General features: G+C 43.0%; 13 protein-coding genes. 1 reads left to right on the top strand and 12 read right to left on the bottom strand.

The features are described from left to right. Positions 1-52: 52 nt before the first annotated feature. From tldD to F9Y84_RS18285, 9 genes are all read right to left on the bottom strand, one after another. Positions 53-1,492 carry a metalloprotease TldD gene (gene tldD / locus F9Y84_RS18325; RefSeq protein ID WP_128730845.1) on the bottom strand — a complete coding sequence of 480 codons (1,440 nt, stop codon included), beginning with the start codon at positions 1,490-1,492 and terminating at the stop codon, positions 53-55. After that, entirely contained in the window at positions 1,489-2,304 is an 816-nt protein-coding gene (locus F9Y84_RS18320; protein ID WP_147389364.1) for a carbon-nitrogen hydrolase family protein, read from the bottom strand. The genes tldD and F9Y84_RS18320 overlap by 4 nt, the downstream gene beginning before the upstream one ends. Continuing rightward, positions 2,297-6,223 (bottom strand): YhdP family protein, encoded by a 3,927-nt coding sequence (locus F9Y84_RS18315; RefSeq protein ID WP_147389363.1) that lies wholly within the window; start codon positions 6,221-6,223, stop codon positions 2,297-2,299. Before F9Y84_RS18315 ends, F9Y84_RS18320 begins: the two co-directional genes overlap by 8 nt. A gap of 13 nt (positions 6,224-6,236) precedes the next feature. Further along, the gene (gene rng, locus F9Y84_RS18310) at positions 6,237-7,709 is read right to left on the bottom strand and encodes a ribonuclease G (RefSeq protein ID WP_125251187.1); all 1,473 of its coding nucleotides are present in this window, start codon (positions 7,707-7,709) and stop codon (positions 6,237-6,239) included. After that, the gene (locus tag F9Y84_RS18305; RefSeq protein WP_147389362.1) at positions 7,702-8,277 is read right to left on the bottom strand and encodes a Maf family protein; all 576 of its coding nucleotides are present in this window, start codon (positions 8,275-8,277) and stop codon (positions 7,702-7,704) included. The genes rng and F9Y84_RS18305 overlap by 8 nt, the downstream gene beginning before the upstream one ends. Then, positions 8,277-8,756, bottom strand: a complete 480-nt coding sequence (mreD, locus tag F9Y84_RS18300; RefSeq protein ID WP_125251189.1) for a rod shape-determining protein MreD — start codon at positions 8,754-8,756, stop codon at positions 8,277-8,279. The genes F9Y84_RS18305 and mreD overlap by 1 nt, the downstream gene beginning before the upstream one ends. After that, entirely contained in the window at positions 8,749-9,591 is an 843-nt protein-coding gene (gene mreC, locus F9Y84_RS18295) for a rod shape-determining protein MreC (protein WP_128730842.1), read from the bottom strand. The genes mreD and mreC overlap by 8 nt, the downstream gene beginning before the upstream one ends. Continuing rightward, a complete protein-coding gene (locus tag F9Y84_RS18290; RefSeq protein WP_010376642.1) occupies positions 9,591-10,634 on the bottom strand; it encodes a rod shape-determining protein in 1,044 nt (347 codons plus the stop codon). Before F9Y84_RS18290 ends, mreC begins: the two co-directional genes overlap by 1 nt. A gap of 67 nt (positions 10,635-10,701) precedes the next feature. Beyond that, on the bottom strand, positions 10,702-12,714 hold the full coding sequence (locus F9Y84_RS18285) for an SUMF1/EgtB/PvdO family nonheme iron enzyme (RefSeq protein ID WP_147389361.1): 2,013 nt from the start codon (positions 12,712-12,714) through the stop codon (positions 10,702-10,704). 299 nt (positions 12,715-13,013) lie between these two features. On the opposite strand from F9Y84_RS18285, the gene F9Y84_RS18280 reads away from it, so the two are divergent. Continuing rightward, entirely contained in the window at positions 13,014-13,919 is a 906-nt protein-coding gene (locus F9Y84_RS18280) for a 1-aminocyclopropane-1-carboxylate deaminase/D-cysteine desulfhydrase (RefSeq protein ID WP_147389360.1), read from the top strand. 72 nt (positions 13,920-13,991) lie between these two features. Here the strand turns inward: F9Y84_RS18280 and F9Y84_RS18275 are convergent, their stop codons facing one another. The 3 genes from F9Y84_RS18275 to F9Y84_RS18265 form a co-directional block, all read right to left on the bottom strand. Beyond that, positions 13,992-15,464: an EAL domain-containing protein gene (locus F9Y84_RS18275; RefSeq protein ID WP_225740663.1), complete on the bottom strand. Its 1,473-nt coding sequence runs from the start codon at positions 15,462-15,464 to the stop codon at positions 13,992-13,994. A 502-nt stretch (positions 15,465-15,966) separates the two neighbouring features. Further along, complete coding sequence (ssb, locus tag F9Y84_RS18270) at positions 15,967-16,617, bottom strand: single-stranded DNA-binding protein (RefSeq protein ID WP_125251194.1); 651 nt, start codon at positions 16,615-16,617, stop codon at positions 15,967-15,969. A 17-nt stretch (positions 16,618-16,634) separates the two neighbouring features. Continuing rightward, the gene (locus F9Y84_RS18265) at positions 16,635-18,002 is read right to left on the bottom strand and encodes an MFS transporter (RefSeq protein ID WP_128730838.1); all 1,368 of its coding nucleotides are present in this window, start codon (positions 18,000-18,002) and stop codon (positions 16,635-16,637) included. Between the last annotated feature and the right edge of the window lie 469 nt (positions 18,003-18,471).

The following is an 18,471-nucleotide window of genomic DNA, read 5'->3' as shown; positions in this document are numbered from 1 at the left end:
GAATAAGGACAAAAAGGCGCATCAGCGCCTTTTTATTGTCTACAAAATAGTATTAAGCGGTGCCACCCACTGTTAGCTCATCAATTTTCAAGCTTGGCTGACCAACACCAACAGGAACGCTTTGGCCATCTTTACCACACACACCAACACCTCTATCTAACGATAAATCATTACCAACCATAGAAACTTTTTTCATCACTTCAGGGCCATTGCCAATCAAAGTGGCTCCTTTAATCGGTTGGGTGATCTTGCCATTTTCGATTAGGTAGGCTTCTGAAGCTGAAAATACAAACTTACCAGACGTAATATCGACCTGACCGCCACCAAAATTATTAGCAAATATGCCTTTATCAACGCTGCGGATGATTTCCTCTTGCGTATGCTCTCCCGCTAACATGTAGGTATTTGTCATTCTCGGCATAGGTAGATGCGCATATGACTCGCGACGAGCATTACCTGTTGGCGCAACTCCCATCAAGCTCGCATTTTGCTTGTCCTGCATGTAGCCTTTTAAAATACCGTTTTCAATCAGCACGTTGTAAGCTGCTGGAGTCCCTTCATCATCTATATTTAAAGAGCCTCTGCGATTAGCAAGCGTACCATCGTCAACCACAGTACATAAGCTAGAAGCAACTTGTTCACCAATACGGCCGCTAAATGCTGATGCACCTTTTCGGTTAAAGTCACCTTCTAAGCCGTGTCCAACAGCCTCATGCAACAAAACTCCAGGCCAACCAGAACCGAGGACGACAGGCATAGTGCCTGCCGGAGCATCAATGGCTTCAAGATTAATTTGAGCTTGCCTTACCGCTTCTTTTGCAAACTGCATCCATCTAGGTTCACCATCTACCAATTCCTTAAAGTAGCCATAATCTAAACGCGCACCACCTCCAGCACTGCCGCGTTCACGGCGACCATTTTTCTCTAATAGTACTGAGCAATTTAAGCGAATTAATGGACGAATATCGGTCGCAAATGTACCGTCACTCGCAGCAATTAACACCTCTTCATATACCGCGGATAATGAGCTAACGACTTGTTGTGCTTCTGGTGCTAAGTCACGGATACATTGCTCCATTTCTCTTAACAGAGACACCTTATCAGCATCAGCCATGCTAGTAATAGGTTGTGCTGGTTGGAATTGGATTGGTGCTGATACATCGCTAAATACTTGCACTTTATGACTTTCACCAGTTTGTGCAATACTACGCGCAGCCTCAGCCGCTTTATTTAATGCTTCAATATTGATGGCATCTGAATAACTAAAACCCGTTTTTTCACCACTGACGGCACGCACACCAACGCCACGCTCAATATTGTAGCTACCATCTTTGACTATACCGTCTTCAAGTACCCAGGTTTCGTGGTGACTCGATTGAAAGTATAAATCGGCATAATTTACTTTGTGCTGGTGAATATAATCAAGCGTTTGTGTAAGTTGCTCTCTCGTCAGCTGGCTATTGGTCAGTAAATTTTGCTCTACATTACTCATAAAAACTCACTTTTAAATCGGTTGTGATCCATTACCGGCATGTTTCTTCGGATAGAATCAAGAAGTGCTCTATCAATCTTTTGGGAGATGGGCTCCAAACTCGTCTTTGTGTCTGCCAAAATCTCACCCCAAGGTGATACGATTAAGCTATGACCGTATGTTTCTCTACCATTTTCATGGTTACCAGACTGTGCAGCCGCTACCACATAGCACTGATTTTCAATTGCTCTTGCTTGTAACAAGGGCTGCCAATGCGCTGCCCCTGTTGCACAAGTAAACGCACTAGGTACTAAAAATAGCTCAGCGCCTAATACTCTCATCGCTTGATATAAGCTTGCAAAGCGTAAGTCATAACATACACTGAAGCCAATTTTACCGAATGGACTGTCAGCAACCACTATCTCCTGTCCAGGAAGGGTTCGCTCAGACTCTCGGTATTGTTTAGTCTTGTCACTTATATTGGCATCAAATAGGTGGATCTTATTGTAGCGTGCTACTATCTCTCCACACGAGTTAAATAAATAGCTGGCTGCCAAGTACTTTTCATCAACACCCAGTGTTGCAATAGTGCCAGCAGCAAGCCAAATGCCATATTGACGACAAAGAGCTGATAGCTCTGTAAGGTACTGCTCACTGTGATGTGCACCTTCCCAAGCTTGCTGCGCACTCTCACAAAATGCCAGCCAGCTTTCAGGCAAGCAAACTAAAGTTTCTTCCTCAATGACCAACAAAGCTAACTGACGGCGCAGATAAGCTAGGTTTACCTCTGCCGTCTGTGCCGAGCACATCGGTAATGCGATGACTTTAGCCATTGCCACCTTCCTTATTTTGCGGCTCTATGGACTGCGTTTCTTGTTTAAGTGTAGCATCCCCACTTTGAACTGGGGGCTCAGTTGCTTCGTTCTGATTGTCACTTTTTATTGTTTCGTCGTCTGGTAATTGCTCACTTACCGGAATAATAGGCGTCGGTAACTCGACCTCTTTACTCTTACGATCGACCTCTGTCACTATGGGTTCTTGCATCGTGCCGGTGATCTTAAAGTTTATTTCAGAGATAACCCGTGCAGAGTGGATCACTTTGTCTAGTGCCAATGCCGCCAACCCAGTGACGGGATTCACCGCCCACGCCATTATCACTGGTAAACTGGAGGTGACTTGGGGTGCTACAGCCAAATCGTAATTAATTTCGTACGTATTGAGATCAGCATAACCCCGTATAGCTAAATCTGCTGGTACGCCATCTAATTTAGTGTCTTCAGTGACTGCTACACCATTATTTAAGTGTATTGAGCCACTCATACCATTGTAAAAAAAACCTTTGGAGAACACGTCTCTGAAGTCAAGGCGCAGTTTTCTAATCAACGAATCTAAACTCAATAATGAAAATACCCGCGCCCCTTTATCGCTTATCTCTGCCAAATGCCCTTCACCTAAGCGCCATGTTACGGTTCCAGCAAGACTTGGCATGTCCAAATCATAGGGCGCACCTTGCCAGTCCATAGCAAACTCTATATTGGCGCGAGAGTCTTTGATAGTAGAAGTAATATCAAATTCATCCATTAATTCCCCAAAATCATCACTGGCAAGTACGCCCGTTAGGCTCGTTTTCCCTTGTTCAAACCGGCCACTGGCATTTAATTTATGTTCTTTTTTATCAATAACTAACTCGGAAATAATCAGCTTGTTACCGTCACCAAATAAAGAAAGGTTCACCTTGTCCAATTGATAATCATCAACCTTACAGTCGGCACATACAAATTCAGTGGCAGGCAATTCGAGTAACCAGTCAAGAGAATCAATCTCTGCGGGTAAACCTTGCTGTGATGACGCCTCTTTGGGCAAATTAAGTCGTAAATAGTCACTATTAATGTGTATCGGTCGGCTAGAACTAGACCTTGGTATTGCTACCTGAGTGCGCATTTCTTTACTATTGATTTTAAGCTGCATAGCGCCATTTAAAGGCGTCATTGCAAAATCAACATCGTAAAATGGAATATCCGAAAAAGTTACTTTTGAAAACGCCCCACTAACCTGATTCAATGCAGGCAAAAATGCGCTGTCGGTATCACTACTTGGTACCGAAACAATACGGTCAATCAAAGGTAACCAAGGAAGCAATTCGATCTCTTGTTGTTTTATCGTAATATCAAACCCTTCGCTATTTAAGCCTTCGTCTTTACTTCCGATTATTAGATGCGCATTGCGCATGGTCCCCGTGCTGTTATCTATGATGCCATTAAAATACAATTGACTGTCTAGTCTTGCTGTGATCAGGTTAGAAATATCATCACCTAGCACCGTACCACTTAGTAGTTTGGTTTGATGTGCTGGTTTAGCAAACTGATCAGGTAAATAACTAGTTATACCACGTAGATCACTATCAAACGTTGCTTTGTAGTTGAAGCCAGAGTCAGCAAAGTTGAGTGTTAACTCAGTATTGAGCATGCTAATCCCCTCAAAGTAGCCATCAATAATGCCATTTGCATAGGGTGTTAGTTGGGTGATTCCAGCTTGTAAGCCAATCTTGCTACTCACTTGATAACTTTGCTTGTTACCTAAGCCGGATAAATTCATAGACAGTGGCATATCAAGCCAAGTCGCAGTTAACTCATTCACCTGAATATTGTCATCATCGAATGCAATGATGCCATTTACCTTCTCCAACTGCATACCTGGTTTTGCTAAAAAAACCGAATTATCTTTAAGGTAAACATCGCCTTGAGCACGCACAGCGCCATCATGTAAATCCACAGTGAGAAGCACTTCTCCTGTCGCGTTCCCTTTTGCCTGAACAATTTCTAATATATTTTCGAGCGGATCTGCAATTGGCGTTGCACTGAAGAAAGGTTGTAATGTACTGGCTTCAGTGTTGTGAAGAATATCTACAGTGAGTACATCTGCTTGATTGAGATCTTCAATACTAACCACCACTCCTTGATCAACTGTCTGATTAACCAGTTCACCACGATGTACATAAATATCCATTCTTTCATTTGCAAAGTGTAAAGTAACATCGCCAGACGTTACGCTTGGCCAACCGGGTGCAAAGTTAAATTTAACTTCATTCAAGCGTGATTTAACTTCAAACTGGCCTTGCTTATCAGCAAACGGGAAATGCGAGAAAGGGCCATTAAGTAACACTTGGGTTTGTAAATGCTGACCGCCCTGTATACCTGATTCTAGATAGTCGACTAGGCTTTTACGCATGATACTTACTGGATAATATCGAGACGCTATCTCACCTCGTCCACCCGATAACTCTGCATATAAGTCTAAAGTAGGATCGTCATTTAGTTGTAATGAAAACTCCGCAGCTAACGCCACGTCTTGATTACTTATCCAAAAATTAGGGCTAGAAACTTGCCACCCTCTTAGCTGTTGCTCTCGGATGAAAATATCACCACTTAACTGTTGAATTTCAATATTATTCTTAAAGGTTTCTTTTGATAAAAGCTCACTTTGATCAACACTAACATTTAACCTGACTTGATTATCCAACGCCACAACTTCTAATCGTGCGCCATAAATACCTGGGATCCCTTGATACGGTTCCACTGCAATATTTTCAACGACCCCCCATGCTGACCATGAAGCGTCATCGCTAATACTGAACTTAGTCGCACTCAGTTGGCCATTAGGATTCATACCATAAAGTAAGTCCCGCCCAGGAAACTGCACCAGTTGGGCCAACTCTGCCAGTAAACTAGCGTTGATATTTTCGAGCCATAACGTTTTATTGTGCTTAAGCCATTTTGCTTCAAGCTGGATTGGTTCGAGTGTTTTTTGGTTATGCGTAAACTGAATACCACTACTTTGGATCCACAGGCCTTCAGAATCGGGGGTGAGTAGAAATTGTGCGTCATCTAATACCAGCGTGCGCTCACGCTCATCCTCAACCCATGTCAACGCACTTGGTTTAATGTCTACCGTGATGTCTTGCAGCGCACCCTGTTCAAACCCAAGCCATAGTTGCGCATTAATGTCTGCACTGAGGTTGGGATAGGTTAACGTCACAAGTTCTTCTAACCAGTCAACAGGATCTACTTTGTCAGCAGACACATAAATATCGCCCGCCAGTTCACTTAGCTTTCTTCCGGATAAAGATATGCGAGCATTAAACTGTCCCTGCGAAAAACCCGGTAATGCAATTTCCCCTATCCCTTCATGCAACGCGCTAGAGTTTTGCCATACCAAGTCTTTAAGCAGTAAGCGATGTGTTTTACCACTGGCAAAGGTAATGTTAAGGCGACTGCTTTGCACAGCAAAGTGCCCCACATCTCCCAAAAACAGACTTTCAAGCAGTGCTTGCTGCTCAAATTCATTTTGCTCTTGGGTATTACTGAGCTTGCGAAGGTCAATATCAGCCTCAAAACCTTCCAACACAAAGTAATTAGATGCGATTTGCATCTGCCGCACAGACTCAAACACATTCAGCTGTAATGAAGTTTTCGCAATATTAATTGAAATAGGCGAATTCTGGTTATCTTTAAAAGAGAGTGATTCCAGCACTAAAGCTGGGCCATTGCCCTCCCAGCTTGCACTAATTTGACCTATACTGATGTCAACATTGAGCTGCTTTTGGATAAGCGCTTCGATGTTACTTTTATAATCATTTGCATAGGGCAAGGCATACTTTAACGCAGACACCAGCACCGCAAGTGTCACTAAAGTGATCGCAAAAATTTGCCATGCTTTGCGCAGGCAGAAAAAACAAACGGCCTTAGCCTGCATGTACCACTACCTTTTACATCATTACTACATCAAACTGTTCTTGGCTGTATAAGCTCTCAGTTTGAATACTGACCTGTTTACCTATAAATAGTTCAAGCTCAGCCAAGTTATGGTACTCATCATTAATCAAAGCCTCACTCACCGCAGGAGAGGCATACACCATGAACTTATCAGCGTCATACGCTCGATTAACACGGACTATTTCACGTAAAATTTCATAGCATACGGTTTCAACTGTCTTTAACGATCCTCGCCCAGAGCAAGATGGACATACATCACAAAGAATGTGCTCCAAGCTTTCACGCGTGCGTTTTCGCGTCATCTCAACAAGCCCTAGCGCAGAAAGTCCATTAATATTGGCTTTTGCTCGGTCTTTGGACAACGCAGTTTCTAAAGAGTGCAATACGCGGCGTTTATGCTCATCCGATACCATGTCGATGAAGTCGATAATGATGATACCACCAAGGTTTCTGAGCCTGAGTTGCCTTGCAATAGCAGAAGTCGCTTCAACATTGGTATTAAAAATGGTTTCTTCTAAGTTACGGTGGCCAACAAACGCTCCAGTGTTGACATCAACCGTTGTCATCGCCTCAGTTTGATCTATGATCAAGTAGCCGCCTGACTTTAATTCTACCTTGCGATGTAGTGCTTTTTGTATTTCAGATTCGACATCAAATAAGTCAAAAATGGGGCGCTCACCAGGATAGTATTCCAGTGCGCTTGCCAGCTGTGGAACAAACTCTTCGGTAAATAATTTTAACTCTTGATAGGTCAACTTTGAGTCAACACGGATGCGCTCCATGTCCTCACCGACATAATCACGCAATGTTCTAAATGCCAAAGTCAGATCTTCGTGCAAGATCCTTGCTTTACTGGTTTTGCGGCGGCGCGTCACTATCTTCTGCCATAACTTTTTCAGAAATTCCGCATCGTGTTTTAGTTCTGCTTCTGAAGCACCTTCGGCAGCGGTGCGAACAATAAAACCGCCATTTTCATCATTATATTGAGCAACGATTTCTTTTAATCTATCTCGTTCTTGTTCTGTTTCAATACGCTGGCTCACACCGACATGTGTCGCATCTGGCATAAATACTAAATAACGAGACGGAATGGTGATATCTGTGGTTAGCCTAGCGCCTTTAGTACCCAGCGGATCTTTCACCACTTGCACCATGATAAATTGCCCTTGCTTTACCAGTTCGCGAATATCTTGTACTTTTTTAACTGGTGAGTCTGCAACTCCTTCTTCGATAGAAGCACTGTTGACAATATCAGAAGCATGTAAAAACGCAGCTTTCTCCAAACCAATATCAACAAACGCAGCTTGCATACCGGGCAACACTCGGCTCACTTTTCCAAGATAGATATTGCCAACTATTCCCAAGTTGCCGATGCGCTCAACCTGTACCTCTTGCAGCACACCATTTTCTATTAAGGCTACACGACTTTCACTGGGGGTGACGTTAATTAGTAGTTCGCTACTCATAATTATTTAAAAACCGTTGTATTAATTCATCCGTCTCATATAAAGGTAAGCCCACAACTGCAAAATAGCTACCTTGGATCTCAGTAACAAAGCGCCCGCCTAGCCCCTGGATCCCATAACCACCCGCTTTATCTTGCGGCTCTTTGGTCTGCCAATATGCTTCAATTTCAGTGTCATCTAATTCCTTAAAGGTCACATCCGTTGTCACTACCTGACTCAATACTTTATTAGGATCAGCAAGTGCGATTGCGGTCATTACCTGATGAGTATTGCCTGATAGGCGTCGCATCATGCTGATAAAATCAGCTTTATCACGAGGTTTTCCAAGTGCCTCGCCATCAATCACCACAACAGTATCACTGCCCAATACAGGTCTGTCGGTATAACCTTTTGCGACGCCCGACTGCGCTTTTAAACGCGCGAGCCGCTCAACCAATTGTATGGCGGTTTCACCAGCCAATGGGCTTTCGTCAGCATCAATACTAAACTGCTCAAAGGCATAACCTAGTTGCGATAACAATTCACTGCGTCTTGGAGAAGCCGAAGCGAGATATAAATTGGTTGGCATTATCGGATCCTAAACTGTCTACGGTATTTTCTCAGTAGCGGGAATATCCACAACCAGCACACCATGCCTGTAACTGCAGGCCACAAATAATGCGGGTTAAAGTAGATATCAAGCAAGAAATGATTAAGCCAGAATTGTAACAAATGATAGAGAGCCAAAAACAATCCAATTAATACTGCCTGCTGCCAAATAGAGAAGTTACGAATTTTTTGAAAATTACTGGCTGTGATGTAAATGCAAATTGAGTAAGTTAGTGAGTTTACTCCAAGTGGTGCCCCCATAGCCAAATCAATGATTAATCCGGTTACCCAAGCCCAACCAATATTAACACGGTGAGGTACAGCCAAAGACCAATACATTAGCACTAGTAAAACCCAATCAGGGCGAAATGGCTCTAGGGAAAAAGGTAGTGGCATCAAGGCCATGATCAGAGCTACAAATACGCTGAGCGCAATTAATAAACCACTATTTTTACTCATTATTAATTGCCTCTTGCCTGCGCTTACCTAGCACCACTAACAATCGGATCCGATCAAGTTGTGCCACAGGCTCAGCCTGCACTTGTGCAAATGGCAGCCCTTCATCACGGTCAATTTCTGTCACAACTGCGACGGGGTAACCCTCTGGAAATGTCCCACCTAAACCTGATGTCACTAATATATCCCCAATTCGAATATCCATACTATGGGGGACATGCGCGAGGCGTACACTGTTTATTTTACCGGTTCCCTCTACTACTGTTCTTACGTCATTTCTTAAGATCCTAACCGGTGTTGCATGGGTAGTATCTGTCATCAGCAAGACACGCGATGTTGTAGTACCAACTTGGGTAAGTTGCCCGACTATACCCATTTCATCGATCACAGCCTGGCCTTCACTAATGCCATCAATAGTGCCGCGATTGATTACGACCTGGTGACTGTATGGATTTGAATGTACAGACAACACCTGAGAAATAAGCCTTTGGTTGCCTTCTCTAGCAGAAGCTCGCAGTAAGGCACGTAGTTCCTGGTTTTCCTTTTGCAGAAACTGTAATTGTTGCAGTTGCTCACTTTGTAACAGTTGTTTTTCTCTGAGTAACTGATTTTCTTGTTGTAATTTATCTCGCGTATTTAGGCTCTTTAACCCAAAACTAAATGCTTCATATGGAATATTGGCAACGTACAATAAAGGACTCACGAGCGTATTCAAACTCGTTCTTACCATCGTGCCGCCAGCTGTGTAGCGATCGCCAATGATCAGAATAATACTAAGCACAACTGCGACAGTAAGTCGCAGTTGTAATGGGATGGTTCGGCCAAAGAGTAAATTCATCAGTCGTAGCTAAAAACATCACCACCGTGCATATCAATCATTTCTAGCGCTTTGCCTCCCCCTCTGGCGACACAAGTCAATGGATCATCAGCAACGACAACTGGTATCCCGGTCTCTTCCATTAGCAAGCGATCGAGATCTTTTAGCAAGGCACCACCACCTGTGAGCACCATACCATGAGCAGAAATATCAGATGCCAACTCTGGTGGGGACTGCTCAAGAGCAACCATAACCGCACTGACAATCCCCATTAATGGCTCTTGTAACGCTTCTAGGATCTCATGCGAGTTTAGGGTAAAGGAACGCGGCACACCTTCAGCAAGGTTACGGCCACGAACCTCGATTTCAATCGGCGTTTCACTCTTAAAGGCAGAGCCAATTTCATGTTTAATATGCTCGGCCGTTGCTTCACCAATTAAACTTCCGAAGTTGCGACGCACATAGTTGATAATAGCTTCATCAAACTTATCACCACCGATACGTACTGATGAAGAATAAACGACACCATTTAGCGAGATAATCGCCACTTCTGTAGTACCGCCACCAATGTCGACAACCATTGAACCAGTGGCTTCAGATACCGGTAAACCAGCACCAATTGCCGCGGCCATCGGCTCCTCAATCAAGTATACTTCGCGCGCGCCTGCTCCCATTGCTGACTCACGGATAGCACGCTTTTCAACCTGAGTTGCACCACACGGTACACAAATAAGTACGCGTGGGCTAGGACGCATAAAGTTATTATTATGTACTTGCTTAATAAAATGCTGCAGCATCTTTTCTGTCACATAAAAGTCAGCGATTACACCATCTTTCATTGGACGAATGGCTTTTATATTACCCGGTGTTCGACCCAGCATTTGCTTTGCAGCAGTACCAACAGATGCGACACTTTTTGGTCCACCGGCACGCTCCTGTCGAATAGCAACGACTGACGGTTCATTCAGTACTATGCCTTCTTCTTTTACATAGATAAGTGTATTAGCTGTCCCTAAGTCGATAGAGAGATCGTTAGAAAATAATCCGCGTAATTTTTTAAACATGAGGCTGGGTGACCTTTCAGAATTCTGTCAAACAAAGCAGCGCTAATCGCTGCTCTTAATTTACTACTTAACGCTCTCGAACAAGTCGAAAGCCTATATAATTCGCTCTAAAATCTGGTGCTAAAGCTAAGCGAGTTGATACTCTTGCCAAGCTCGGAGCAAAATTCCACGCACCACCACGTACAGTAACATCCTGTTGAGATGCACGCTTCTGCGTCCACTCCCATACATTTCCAACTGTGTCATACAGACCGTAACTATTTGGTGAAAACTGACTGACTGGAGCTGGGCTTTTATTTGACCACTCACTTCCGCACCAGCCACAATTTGCTAAATTTCTACCAATTTCATTTCCCCAAGGGTACTCTGAAGTTGTACCTGCGCGAGCAGCATATTCCCACTCGACTTCATTGGGTAATCGATATTGTTGTCCTTTTTCACCAGATAACCAATTAGCGTACGCTTTAGCGTCATCGTAAGCAACGCAGACAACGGGAAAATTATCTGATTGCTCATAGCCAGGGTTTTGCCAGTTAAATTCAAGTTCCCAAACAGGTTCACCGTTTTTATAAAATGCGCACCCTTTACCCTGCTCAGCTAACGTTTTATAACCCGTGCTTTGTGCAAAACGCCGAAAGGCGGCAACCGTGACTTCAGTACTTTGCATTGCATATGAGTGGCTTAGCACTTTTTCCACAATTGGACGCTCATTTGGCAAGCCATTACCCGTTAAGTCTCCCATCTTGAAAGTGCCAGCTGGAATAATCGCGAGTTCATTTTCAGTAGGTGACTGAGCAATAGACTGAACCGGTGAAGTATTAGTTCCTGTTTTTTTACTGACTAACTGAGTAACTGACTGGCGCTTTTTGACTAACTTTGCATTGATAGTTTGTGCTGCTTGTAGATGAATTCGCGCTTTGTAAGGTTCGTAACCGATTTTTCTGATTTCAACATCATAGAAGCCCGTTGGGATAACAACCGTCGTTTTGGTCGCACCATAGCTCACTCCGTTGATGAATACTTCGTCATCGTAAACATTAGACCGTAATGTCAGCTCGACTGTTTTATCAGCCGTTTGTGACTTTTTTACAAGGGGGGTCTCCACGATGGGTTGTTTAGCAATAGTAGCCACATCCACCGGCGTACTTTGTTTATCTGTAAAAGTCAGTTGGTCGTCGCTGTATATTGCCGTGTAATTTGATTGGTAATTGACGGCCAGTGGAGTGCCATATTCAACACAATAACGGTTATCTAAGCTTAACAAGTTACATAAACGACTGCTGTTTACATCGCCACGCATCGTCACACTTAAATTCACGCTGTAATTGCCTTGACCACTAAACCCGCTATTTACAACATGACTACTAACTACGTGTACCTGCGCTCCGGCCATATTGCGTTTTGGCTCAACCACTCTGCTTTCTGTCAAGTTAGCAAAGATTTGGTCAATAAAGCGTTTTGTTGCTTTTTGCAAACCCATCTGTTGACCACGCTGTTCACAAGCAGCCAAAGTTTCTGTGCGTTTACAATTAATCGTATGCTCTATCTCTAATGTACCTTCGCGAGTAAATTCGTTGCGAAGCCTTTCAACTCGTGCAGTGCCGAGTTGATCCTTGAGGTTTTCAAGTGTATTCACCAAAGTATGTTTGGTGATGCGAACCTGCTCAATATCTTTTCGTTGAGATGCAATTGCCGCTATTTGCATCGCAATATCTTCTTTGTTTTGCTTGTGATCCGCTACCGCTTGTTGATAACGAGACTGCGCTACGGAAATATCAATAGAGGGATCGTCAATCAACCTTCTATACAGCTCATTCATCGCATCCAATGCTTGGTTTTTCTCTTTGTCTAACTCTCCAGACCGTTTGCGCAGTAATTCAAGCTGAGATTGTAGACGTGTTTCTTCTGCTAAGTGCTTTTCCAACACAACCGAGTATTTATCTAATTCAGTTTGCTTAGTAGACAGCTCAGATTCAATGGCTGTGACCGTCGCAGTGTCTTGCGCCATAGCGCTTGAAGCAACAGTACTCATGGCCAGAATAGAGGCCGAGACAATAAAAGTTAAAGGAGCAATTCGCATATGTTCCATTCCCAACAGCGGCAGTTGTTTGGTCTTGTTATTTCTTATAGTTAGGGCTCTATGCTATGTACTTACAAAGTAAAACACAAGCTTTGCACAATTAATATCTGAGTTTACAACTATTAACCAGCGTCTTGCCAGTTTTTAGATGAGATTTTGTCGATTTTTCTCTCTCATTACGCTGCGTTACACATTTAACATGACAATCTTCGCATCACTTAAAAAAGTAGTAACAAACACTGGAGTGAAATGTTGATGCTGTTTACCATAACACAGTGTCTGTTCATACCAACCTCGTCATGTTAGCAATCCAAGATATTAAAGAATCGCCAATTCAAATCATCAATCATCCGATACTGGAAAAATATGGTCTTACATTGCAAGTGAAACGTGATGACCTGATCCATCCAGTAATTCAAGGAAACAAATGGCGGAAGTTGAAATATAACTTACTTCATCTACAAAAATCCGGACTTGAAGAGCTGGTCACCTTTGGCGGTGCTTTTTCCAATCATTTATACGCTACAAGTATGGCATGTAAACTATTTGGAATAGCAGGCCACCTGATTGTCAGAGGTCCAGAACTGGACTATCACAACCCTACACTAAAAATGGCGAGCGCATGTGGGCTAACCCTACACCCCGTCAGTCGCATAGAGTATAGACAAAGGTCGAGTCCCGATTATTTACTGCGGTTGCAAGCCAAGTTTGAAAATGCCTTTATTATACCTGAAGGAGGAAGCAACCACTTTGCTTTACAAGGTATTCAAGAGCTTGCCACTTCACTACCACAGAGTGACTATATAATGACAGCTGTCGGTAGCGGAGGCACACTCGCAGGCCTGATAGCTGCATCGAAAAGTTCCCAAGTACTTGGTGTTACCGTGTTAAAAGGCGCGCAATACTTAGAACAAGAAATAAAAGCGCTACTACCCAACGATTGCTTTAATACTTGGGGACTTCTACATGACTTTCATCATGGCGGATATGCCAAAACCACACCGGAATTACTCTCATTTTGCGCTCACATGAAGGAAAAGTACGCACTCCCCTTGGAACCTATTTATACAGGCAAACTATTTTTCGCTATATTCTCTTTGGCACAGCAGGGTTATTTTGATAGCGGCAGTGTGATCACCGCTATCCACACAGGTGGATTACAAGGACTTGATGGGATGCGTTACATGCAGCAAGACCACCGTTAATCCTTGCGACACGGTGGTGTAAGTACATAATCAATATGTTGTGAGGATATTTATTGCTACCGCCACATCGGGTTAGTGAATATCCGCAAGCTGTTCCAGAGGCGCTGAAAAATAATGTCCTTGTGCGCCTTTAACGCCTAAGCTTTTAATACAACTTAACTCGCTTTGTGTTTCGATGCCCACAGCGTATACAGGGATCCCTAACCCTCTAGCTTGTGTAACAATTTGCCTTACGGTTCGTTTCCGATAAGCCGATTTCTCAATTTCATGCACCAATTCATAACTCAACTTAATCGCTTTGACCTGTTTGATAAGTGGGGTAGAAGCCAAAGATACCGTTTGTGTTACATTGTCCAAGTAAAGGTCACAACCTAAGCCTTTGAGCCGTCTAAACGCTTGAAGCAATCTTTCTCCATGTAAATGCACATCTTCAATACTAAGCTCAAAACCGATTGCAGAGCCACCATGGGCAGCGACTATTTGCTGCTCTAACCAATCAATAAAAGTTTGATCTAGCCAGCTATTGATATGCAAATTTATACTGACCTTACCAAAGCTCTTTTCTTGTTGATAAACCGAAAGTACTTGCTTAACAATAGCCCTATCAAGAAATTGAAATTGCTCTGGTGTGTATAGATGCTGCATCACTTGTTTTGCAGAAATGCGTCCCATTTCCTTATGAGAGACCCTTAACAAGGCTTCGCTCACAATGACATCTTCCACCAAAAAATCGAACAGCGGCTGAAAAAACAATGAAAATTGTCCTGTTTTAAGATGAGTGAGCAGCATTTCACCATCTTCATTTAATCTTCTTGCGAGTAACTCTGTCAGGTGAACTAAGTGGGTATGTTGCCACACTTGATTTTGCGCAATCGCAAGTGCAGACTTTGCACTCTGATAAACTTGCGTTTGTTGCTTATTCTCTTGATAAAGACACGCACCAAGCTTTACTTTGCTACGCGATAGGTCACCACGAAACGCTAACATGACTTTAAAAACGATTTCATGCATCTGCTTCGCCAATTCCATGCCTTTACTGGTATCAACCTGTTTTACGGTAACCGCTAATGCACCCGATGGTAAGTATTTTACCGCCACCGTACCAAACTCACTGAGCCCCTTAACCAATGCAAGCTGAAAGTGTAGCTGTAGATCAACCTCTTTTGGTGAATGACACTGCCAATGTACTAATGCAAACAACGCATAACCTTCTTCAGATTTTATTGGTAACAATGTGCGCTCATCGTTATCTTCTTTAGGCTCAGGCTTACCGTATAAGAACCACCAGCGATGAACGAAAAGAACAAGACCAAAAAAAAGCAAATTGAAAAAAATAAGTAAGTGACCATGACTGACCCAGACAGGTTCATGATAGAGCACAACCGACCTTTCGTTAACCACAAACCGGTGAGCTTCGTGCTGTGCTAGAGGTAAAGTGCTGAAACCATGATTTGCCGCAATGCGCTCAGCATCCTGTTCCACTTTACTGGCTGTTAATTGAGTTATTTCAGCAGCAGCCGCTTCTCCTTGGCTGTGAATTTGCATGTGCAGCAAGTGTTGAATTAGAAAATTTAAGCATAACAACACAACCAAGCTGACCGCGATTAACTTGTTCCTGTATTGACTACTACATCCATCTAACAGCTGACTTGGCATAAGGCTTGATTTGGTTTGAAAGATAACTGAAGTGTTGTTCAAAATTGCACAAAACTCAAGCAAGGTTGAAGGTTATACCAATTTTCTTAATTAAGTGGTCTATTTTGAGGCGAGAAAATATTGTCGATAACCAGGCAAAAATTTTGCTATTTTGTTGTTCTAAATAAGAAATTTTTAACGCTGTTAGCGTCAGATTTACTCCTTCAAATTGAGCAAGTATTAAGTCAAATTGGTATTAAATTACCTCTATAAACTAAGCACCTGAGAACAAGTCAGAAAAGTGGTCGTGTTCAATATCAATTTATACGGAAAAGTTCCTATGAGGAAATCAATTACAACAACCCCAGCACGAGGCTGGGGTTAGAAAAAATTACACTATTTCACATGTTCTTTAGAACGGAATATCATCATCAAAATCGATTGGTGGCTCCATAGGGTTTGAGCTACCGCCTGACTGTGACTGGTTTTGATTCTGTTGCGGTGCAAACCCACCTTGCGATTGACCACCAAAGCCAGAAGATTGTTGTGTATTCTGCTGCGATTGCTGAGGTGCAAAGCCACCTTGTTGCTGGTTTGACTGCTGCTGTGGCTGCGCATACTGTTGTTGTGGCGCTTGATTATAGCTTTGTTGGCCATAGTTATTTTGCTGTTGCTGACCACCTTGGTATTGACCGCCGCCTTGGCCTTGCTGCTCACCACGGCCACCCAACATCTGCATTTGACCACCCATGTCTACAACAATTTCTGTTGTATACTTTTCTTGGCCGCTTTGATCTGTCCACTTACGAGTCTGCAAACGCCCTTCGATGTATACTTGTGAGCCTTTTCTCAGGTACTCACCAGCCACTTCTGCTAGCTTGCCAAATAGTACAACTCTGTGCCACTCAGTGCGCTCTTGTAGTTGACCGGTATTTTTATCCTTCCAGCTGTCTGTTGTCGCGATGCTGATGTTAGCCACACCATTACCATTTGGCATATAGCGAACTTCAGGATCTTGGCCCAGATTACCTACCAAAATTACTTTATTAACACCACGTGCCATGGCATTGTCTCCTCACATTATGACAAGCCTAGCAGTTGCTTGGCTTGCTTCAAATCAAAAACTTTATCGTCTACTTTCAAGTAACTACGATTCTCGTCACTCACGACTGTCGCTTCAAGCACACCTGGCAATAGAACTAGCTGTTCTGCTAACTTCGATGCTTGCTGTTCACTACCTACAGCAGCAACCAGACTAATCGTTTTGCTTTTTGGTGGCACTTGCATGCCCCAAGCGATAACGAACCATATTACCCCAATAATAGCCGTTGCGGCAAATATCGTATCGATCGCAAAATTTTGTGCCAACACTCCACCAAGTGCACCACCAATAAAGGCTCCCATAAATTGTCCAGAGGAGAATATCCCCATCGCAGAGCCCTTTTGATTTGCAGGAGCAATACGGGAAACCAGCGCAGGCATCGTTGCTTCAAGAAAATTGAATGCAATAAAATATATTAGCATCGCACCTGCAATAACCCATAAGGAATCAACGTAACAATATAAAATAACTGAGCTTACTACTAACATTGCTATCGACAGTAAAAAGGTTTGCTTCTCTTTTTGTTTACGGATAGCCACTATCATCATCGGAGCCATTAATAAAAAGGCTAACAAGAAAACTGGGATATAAAGTTGCCAATGTTTGTCAGCTGCTAGTCCATCTCGAATTAACTGACCAGGTAAAGCAACAAAAATAGTCGTTAGGGTTAGATGTAGAAGAAGCACACCAAGATCAAGCCTCAGCAGCTGTGAGTGTTGCAACAGACGTCGAATATCTGAAAAACTGGCGACCGTATCGCCTTTTGGTGCTTTATTAACGGCGTTAGGTACCATAAAAATAATAATGGCAATGCCGACAAACGCCAGTAGTGTCGTTAACCAGAAGATCCCGGCAATACCAAATGAAGCAGCAACCATAGGTCCTAAGAGCATAGCAAAAGCAAAACTCATACCTATGCACATACCAATAACAGCCATTACTTTAGGACGCTGCTCATCACGACTCAGGTCGGCAGCTAAGGCAAGTAGCGCGCTTGCAATTGCCCCCATTCCCTGTAAAGCACGACCAAGTGTGACCCAATAAATACTATCTGCTAACGCAGCAATAATAGAACCTAATGCAAATACCAGTAAGCCTGCAATGATAATAGGTTTACGACCAAACTTGTCAGATAACCACCCCATGGGAATTTGCAACAATGCTTGAGTTAAACCATACGCACCAATAGCTAACCCTATCCATAACGGTGACACATCTTGTAGGGATTGACCGTAAATAGCCAATACCGGCATCAACATGAACAAGCCAAGCATACGAAAAGCAAATACACCAGCAAGAGAAATAGCGGCTCGCTTTTCTATCGGATTTAAAGAGTCAGTAGACATAAGGCGGAATTCGTCCCTAGCAAAAATCACGCGCAAGTTTAACAAACTCTAGTGCTAACTTACACTAATTAGCAGAATAAAGTGTGTGATAGAAAAGCACGGTTAGACCTCAGTTTACGCTATATTTTTCAGTTATCTGATTTAATTTACCACTGCGCTTTAAGCGCTCAAATGCCTGTGTTAAGCGCTGTAATCGCTCAATCGAAGTGCGCTTTTTGCTGAAAGCAAAATAAACTGGATCTTCGTTGATAATCAGAGAGTTTATTGTAAACATCTCAAAATCTGGGTTGTTTTGACTCTGGTATAGAATATTGAATTTCTCTTCCAAAAAACCAGCAATACGCCCAATGCCAGTCAGTTAAGCTGACTGGCATTTCTTTTTTTATATGGGTACTTTGATGGCTTAGGCTTTATCGCTCTTGGATACTGCCTATCTTCTCTTCTAGGTGGCAGTTTAAATAGTCTTAGC

Origin of the sequence: Pseudoalteromonas peptidolytica (assembly GCF_012641745.1) — a bacterium.
GTDB classification, from domain to species: Bacteria; Pseudomonadota; Gammaproteobacteria; order Enterobacterales; family Alteromonadaceae; genus Pseudoalteromonas; species Pseudoalteromonas peptidolytica.
The sequence above is the reverse complement of the archived record's forward strand: the minus strand, read 5'-3'. Positions and strand labels throughout refer to the sequence as shown.

What these genes read in the sequence shown, in the direction of transcription:
- F9Y84_RS18280 (WP_147389360.1), top strand. Translation starts at nt 13,014, where the DNA reads ATGTTAGCAATCCAAGATATTAAAGAATCGCCAATTCAAATCATCAAT.
- mreD (WP_125251189.1), bottom strand. Translation starts at nt 8,756, where the DNA reads ATGAGTAAAAATAGTGGTTTATTAATTGCGCTCAGCGTATTTGTAGCT.
- F9Y84_RS18290 (WP_010376642.1), bottom strand. Translation starts at nt 10,634, where the DNA reads ATGTTTAAAAAATTACGCGGATTATTTTCTAACGATCTCTCTATCGAC.
- F9Y84_RS18305 (WP_147389362.1), bottom strand. Translation starts at nt 8,277, where the DNA reads ATGCCAACCAATTTATATCTCGCTTCGGCTTCTCCAAGACGCAGTGAA.
- ssb (WP_125251194.1), bottom strand. Translation starts at nt 16,617, where the DNA reads ATGGCACGTGGTGTTAATAAAGTAATTTTGGTAGGTAATCTGGGCCAA.
- tldD (WP_128730845.1), bottom strand. Translation starts at nt 1,492, where the DNA reads ATGAGTAATGTAGAGCAAAATTTACTGACCAATAGCCAGCTGACGAGA.
- F9Y84_RS18265 (WP_128730838.1), bottom strand. Translation starts at nt 18,002, where the DNA reads ATGTCTACTGACTCTTTAAATCCGATAGAAAAGCGAGCCGCTATTTCT.
- rng (WP_125251187.1), bottom strand. Translation starts at nt 7,709, where the DNA reads ATGAGTAGCGAACTACTAATTAACGTCACCCCCAGTGAAAGTCGTGTA.
- mreC (WP_128730842.1), bottom strand. Translation starts at nt 9,591, where the DNA reads ATGAATTTACTCTTTGGCCGAACCATCCCATTACAACTGCGACTTACT.
- F9Y84_RS18285 (WP_147389361.1), bottom strand. Translation starts at nt 12,714, where the DNA reads ATGCGAATTGCTCCTTTAACTTTTATTGTCTCGGCCTCTATTCTGGCC.
- F9Y84_RS18275 (WP_225740663.1), bottom strand. Translation starts at nt 15,464, where the DNA reads ATGCAAATTCACAGCCAAGGAGAAGCGGCTGCTGCTGAAATAACTCAA.
- F9Y84_RS18320 (WP_147389364.1), bottom strand. Translation starts at nt 2,304, where the DNA reads ATGGCTAAAGTCATCGCATTACCGATGTGCTCGGCACAGACGGCAGAG.
- F9Y84_RS18315 (WP_147389363.1), bottom strand. Translation starts at nt 6,223, where the DNA reads ATGCAGGCTAAGGCCGTTTGTTTTTTCTGCCTGCGCAAAGCATGGCAA.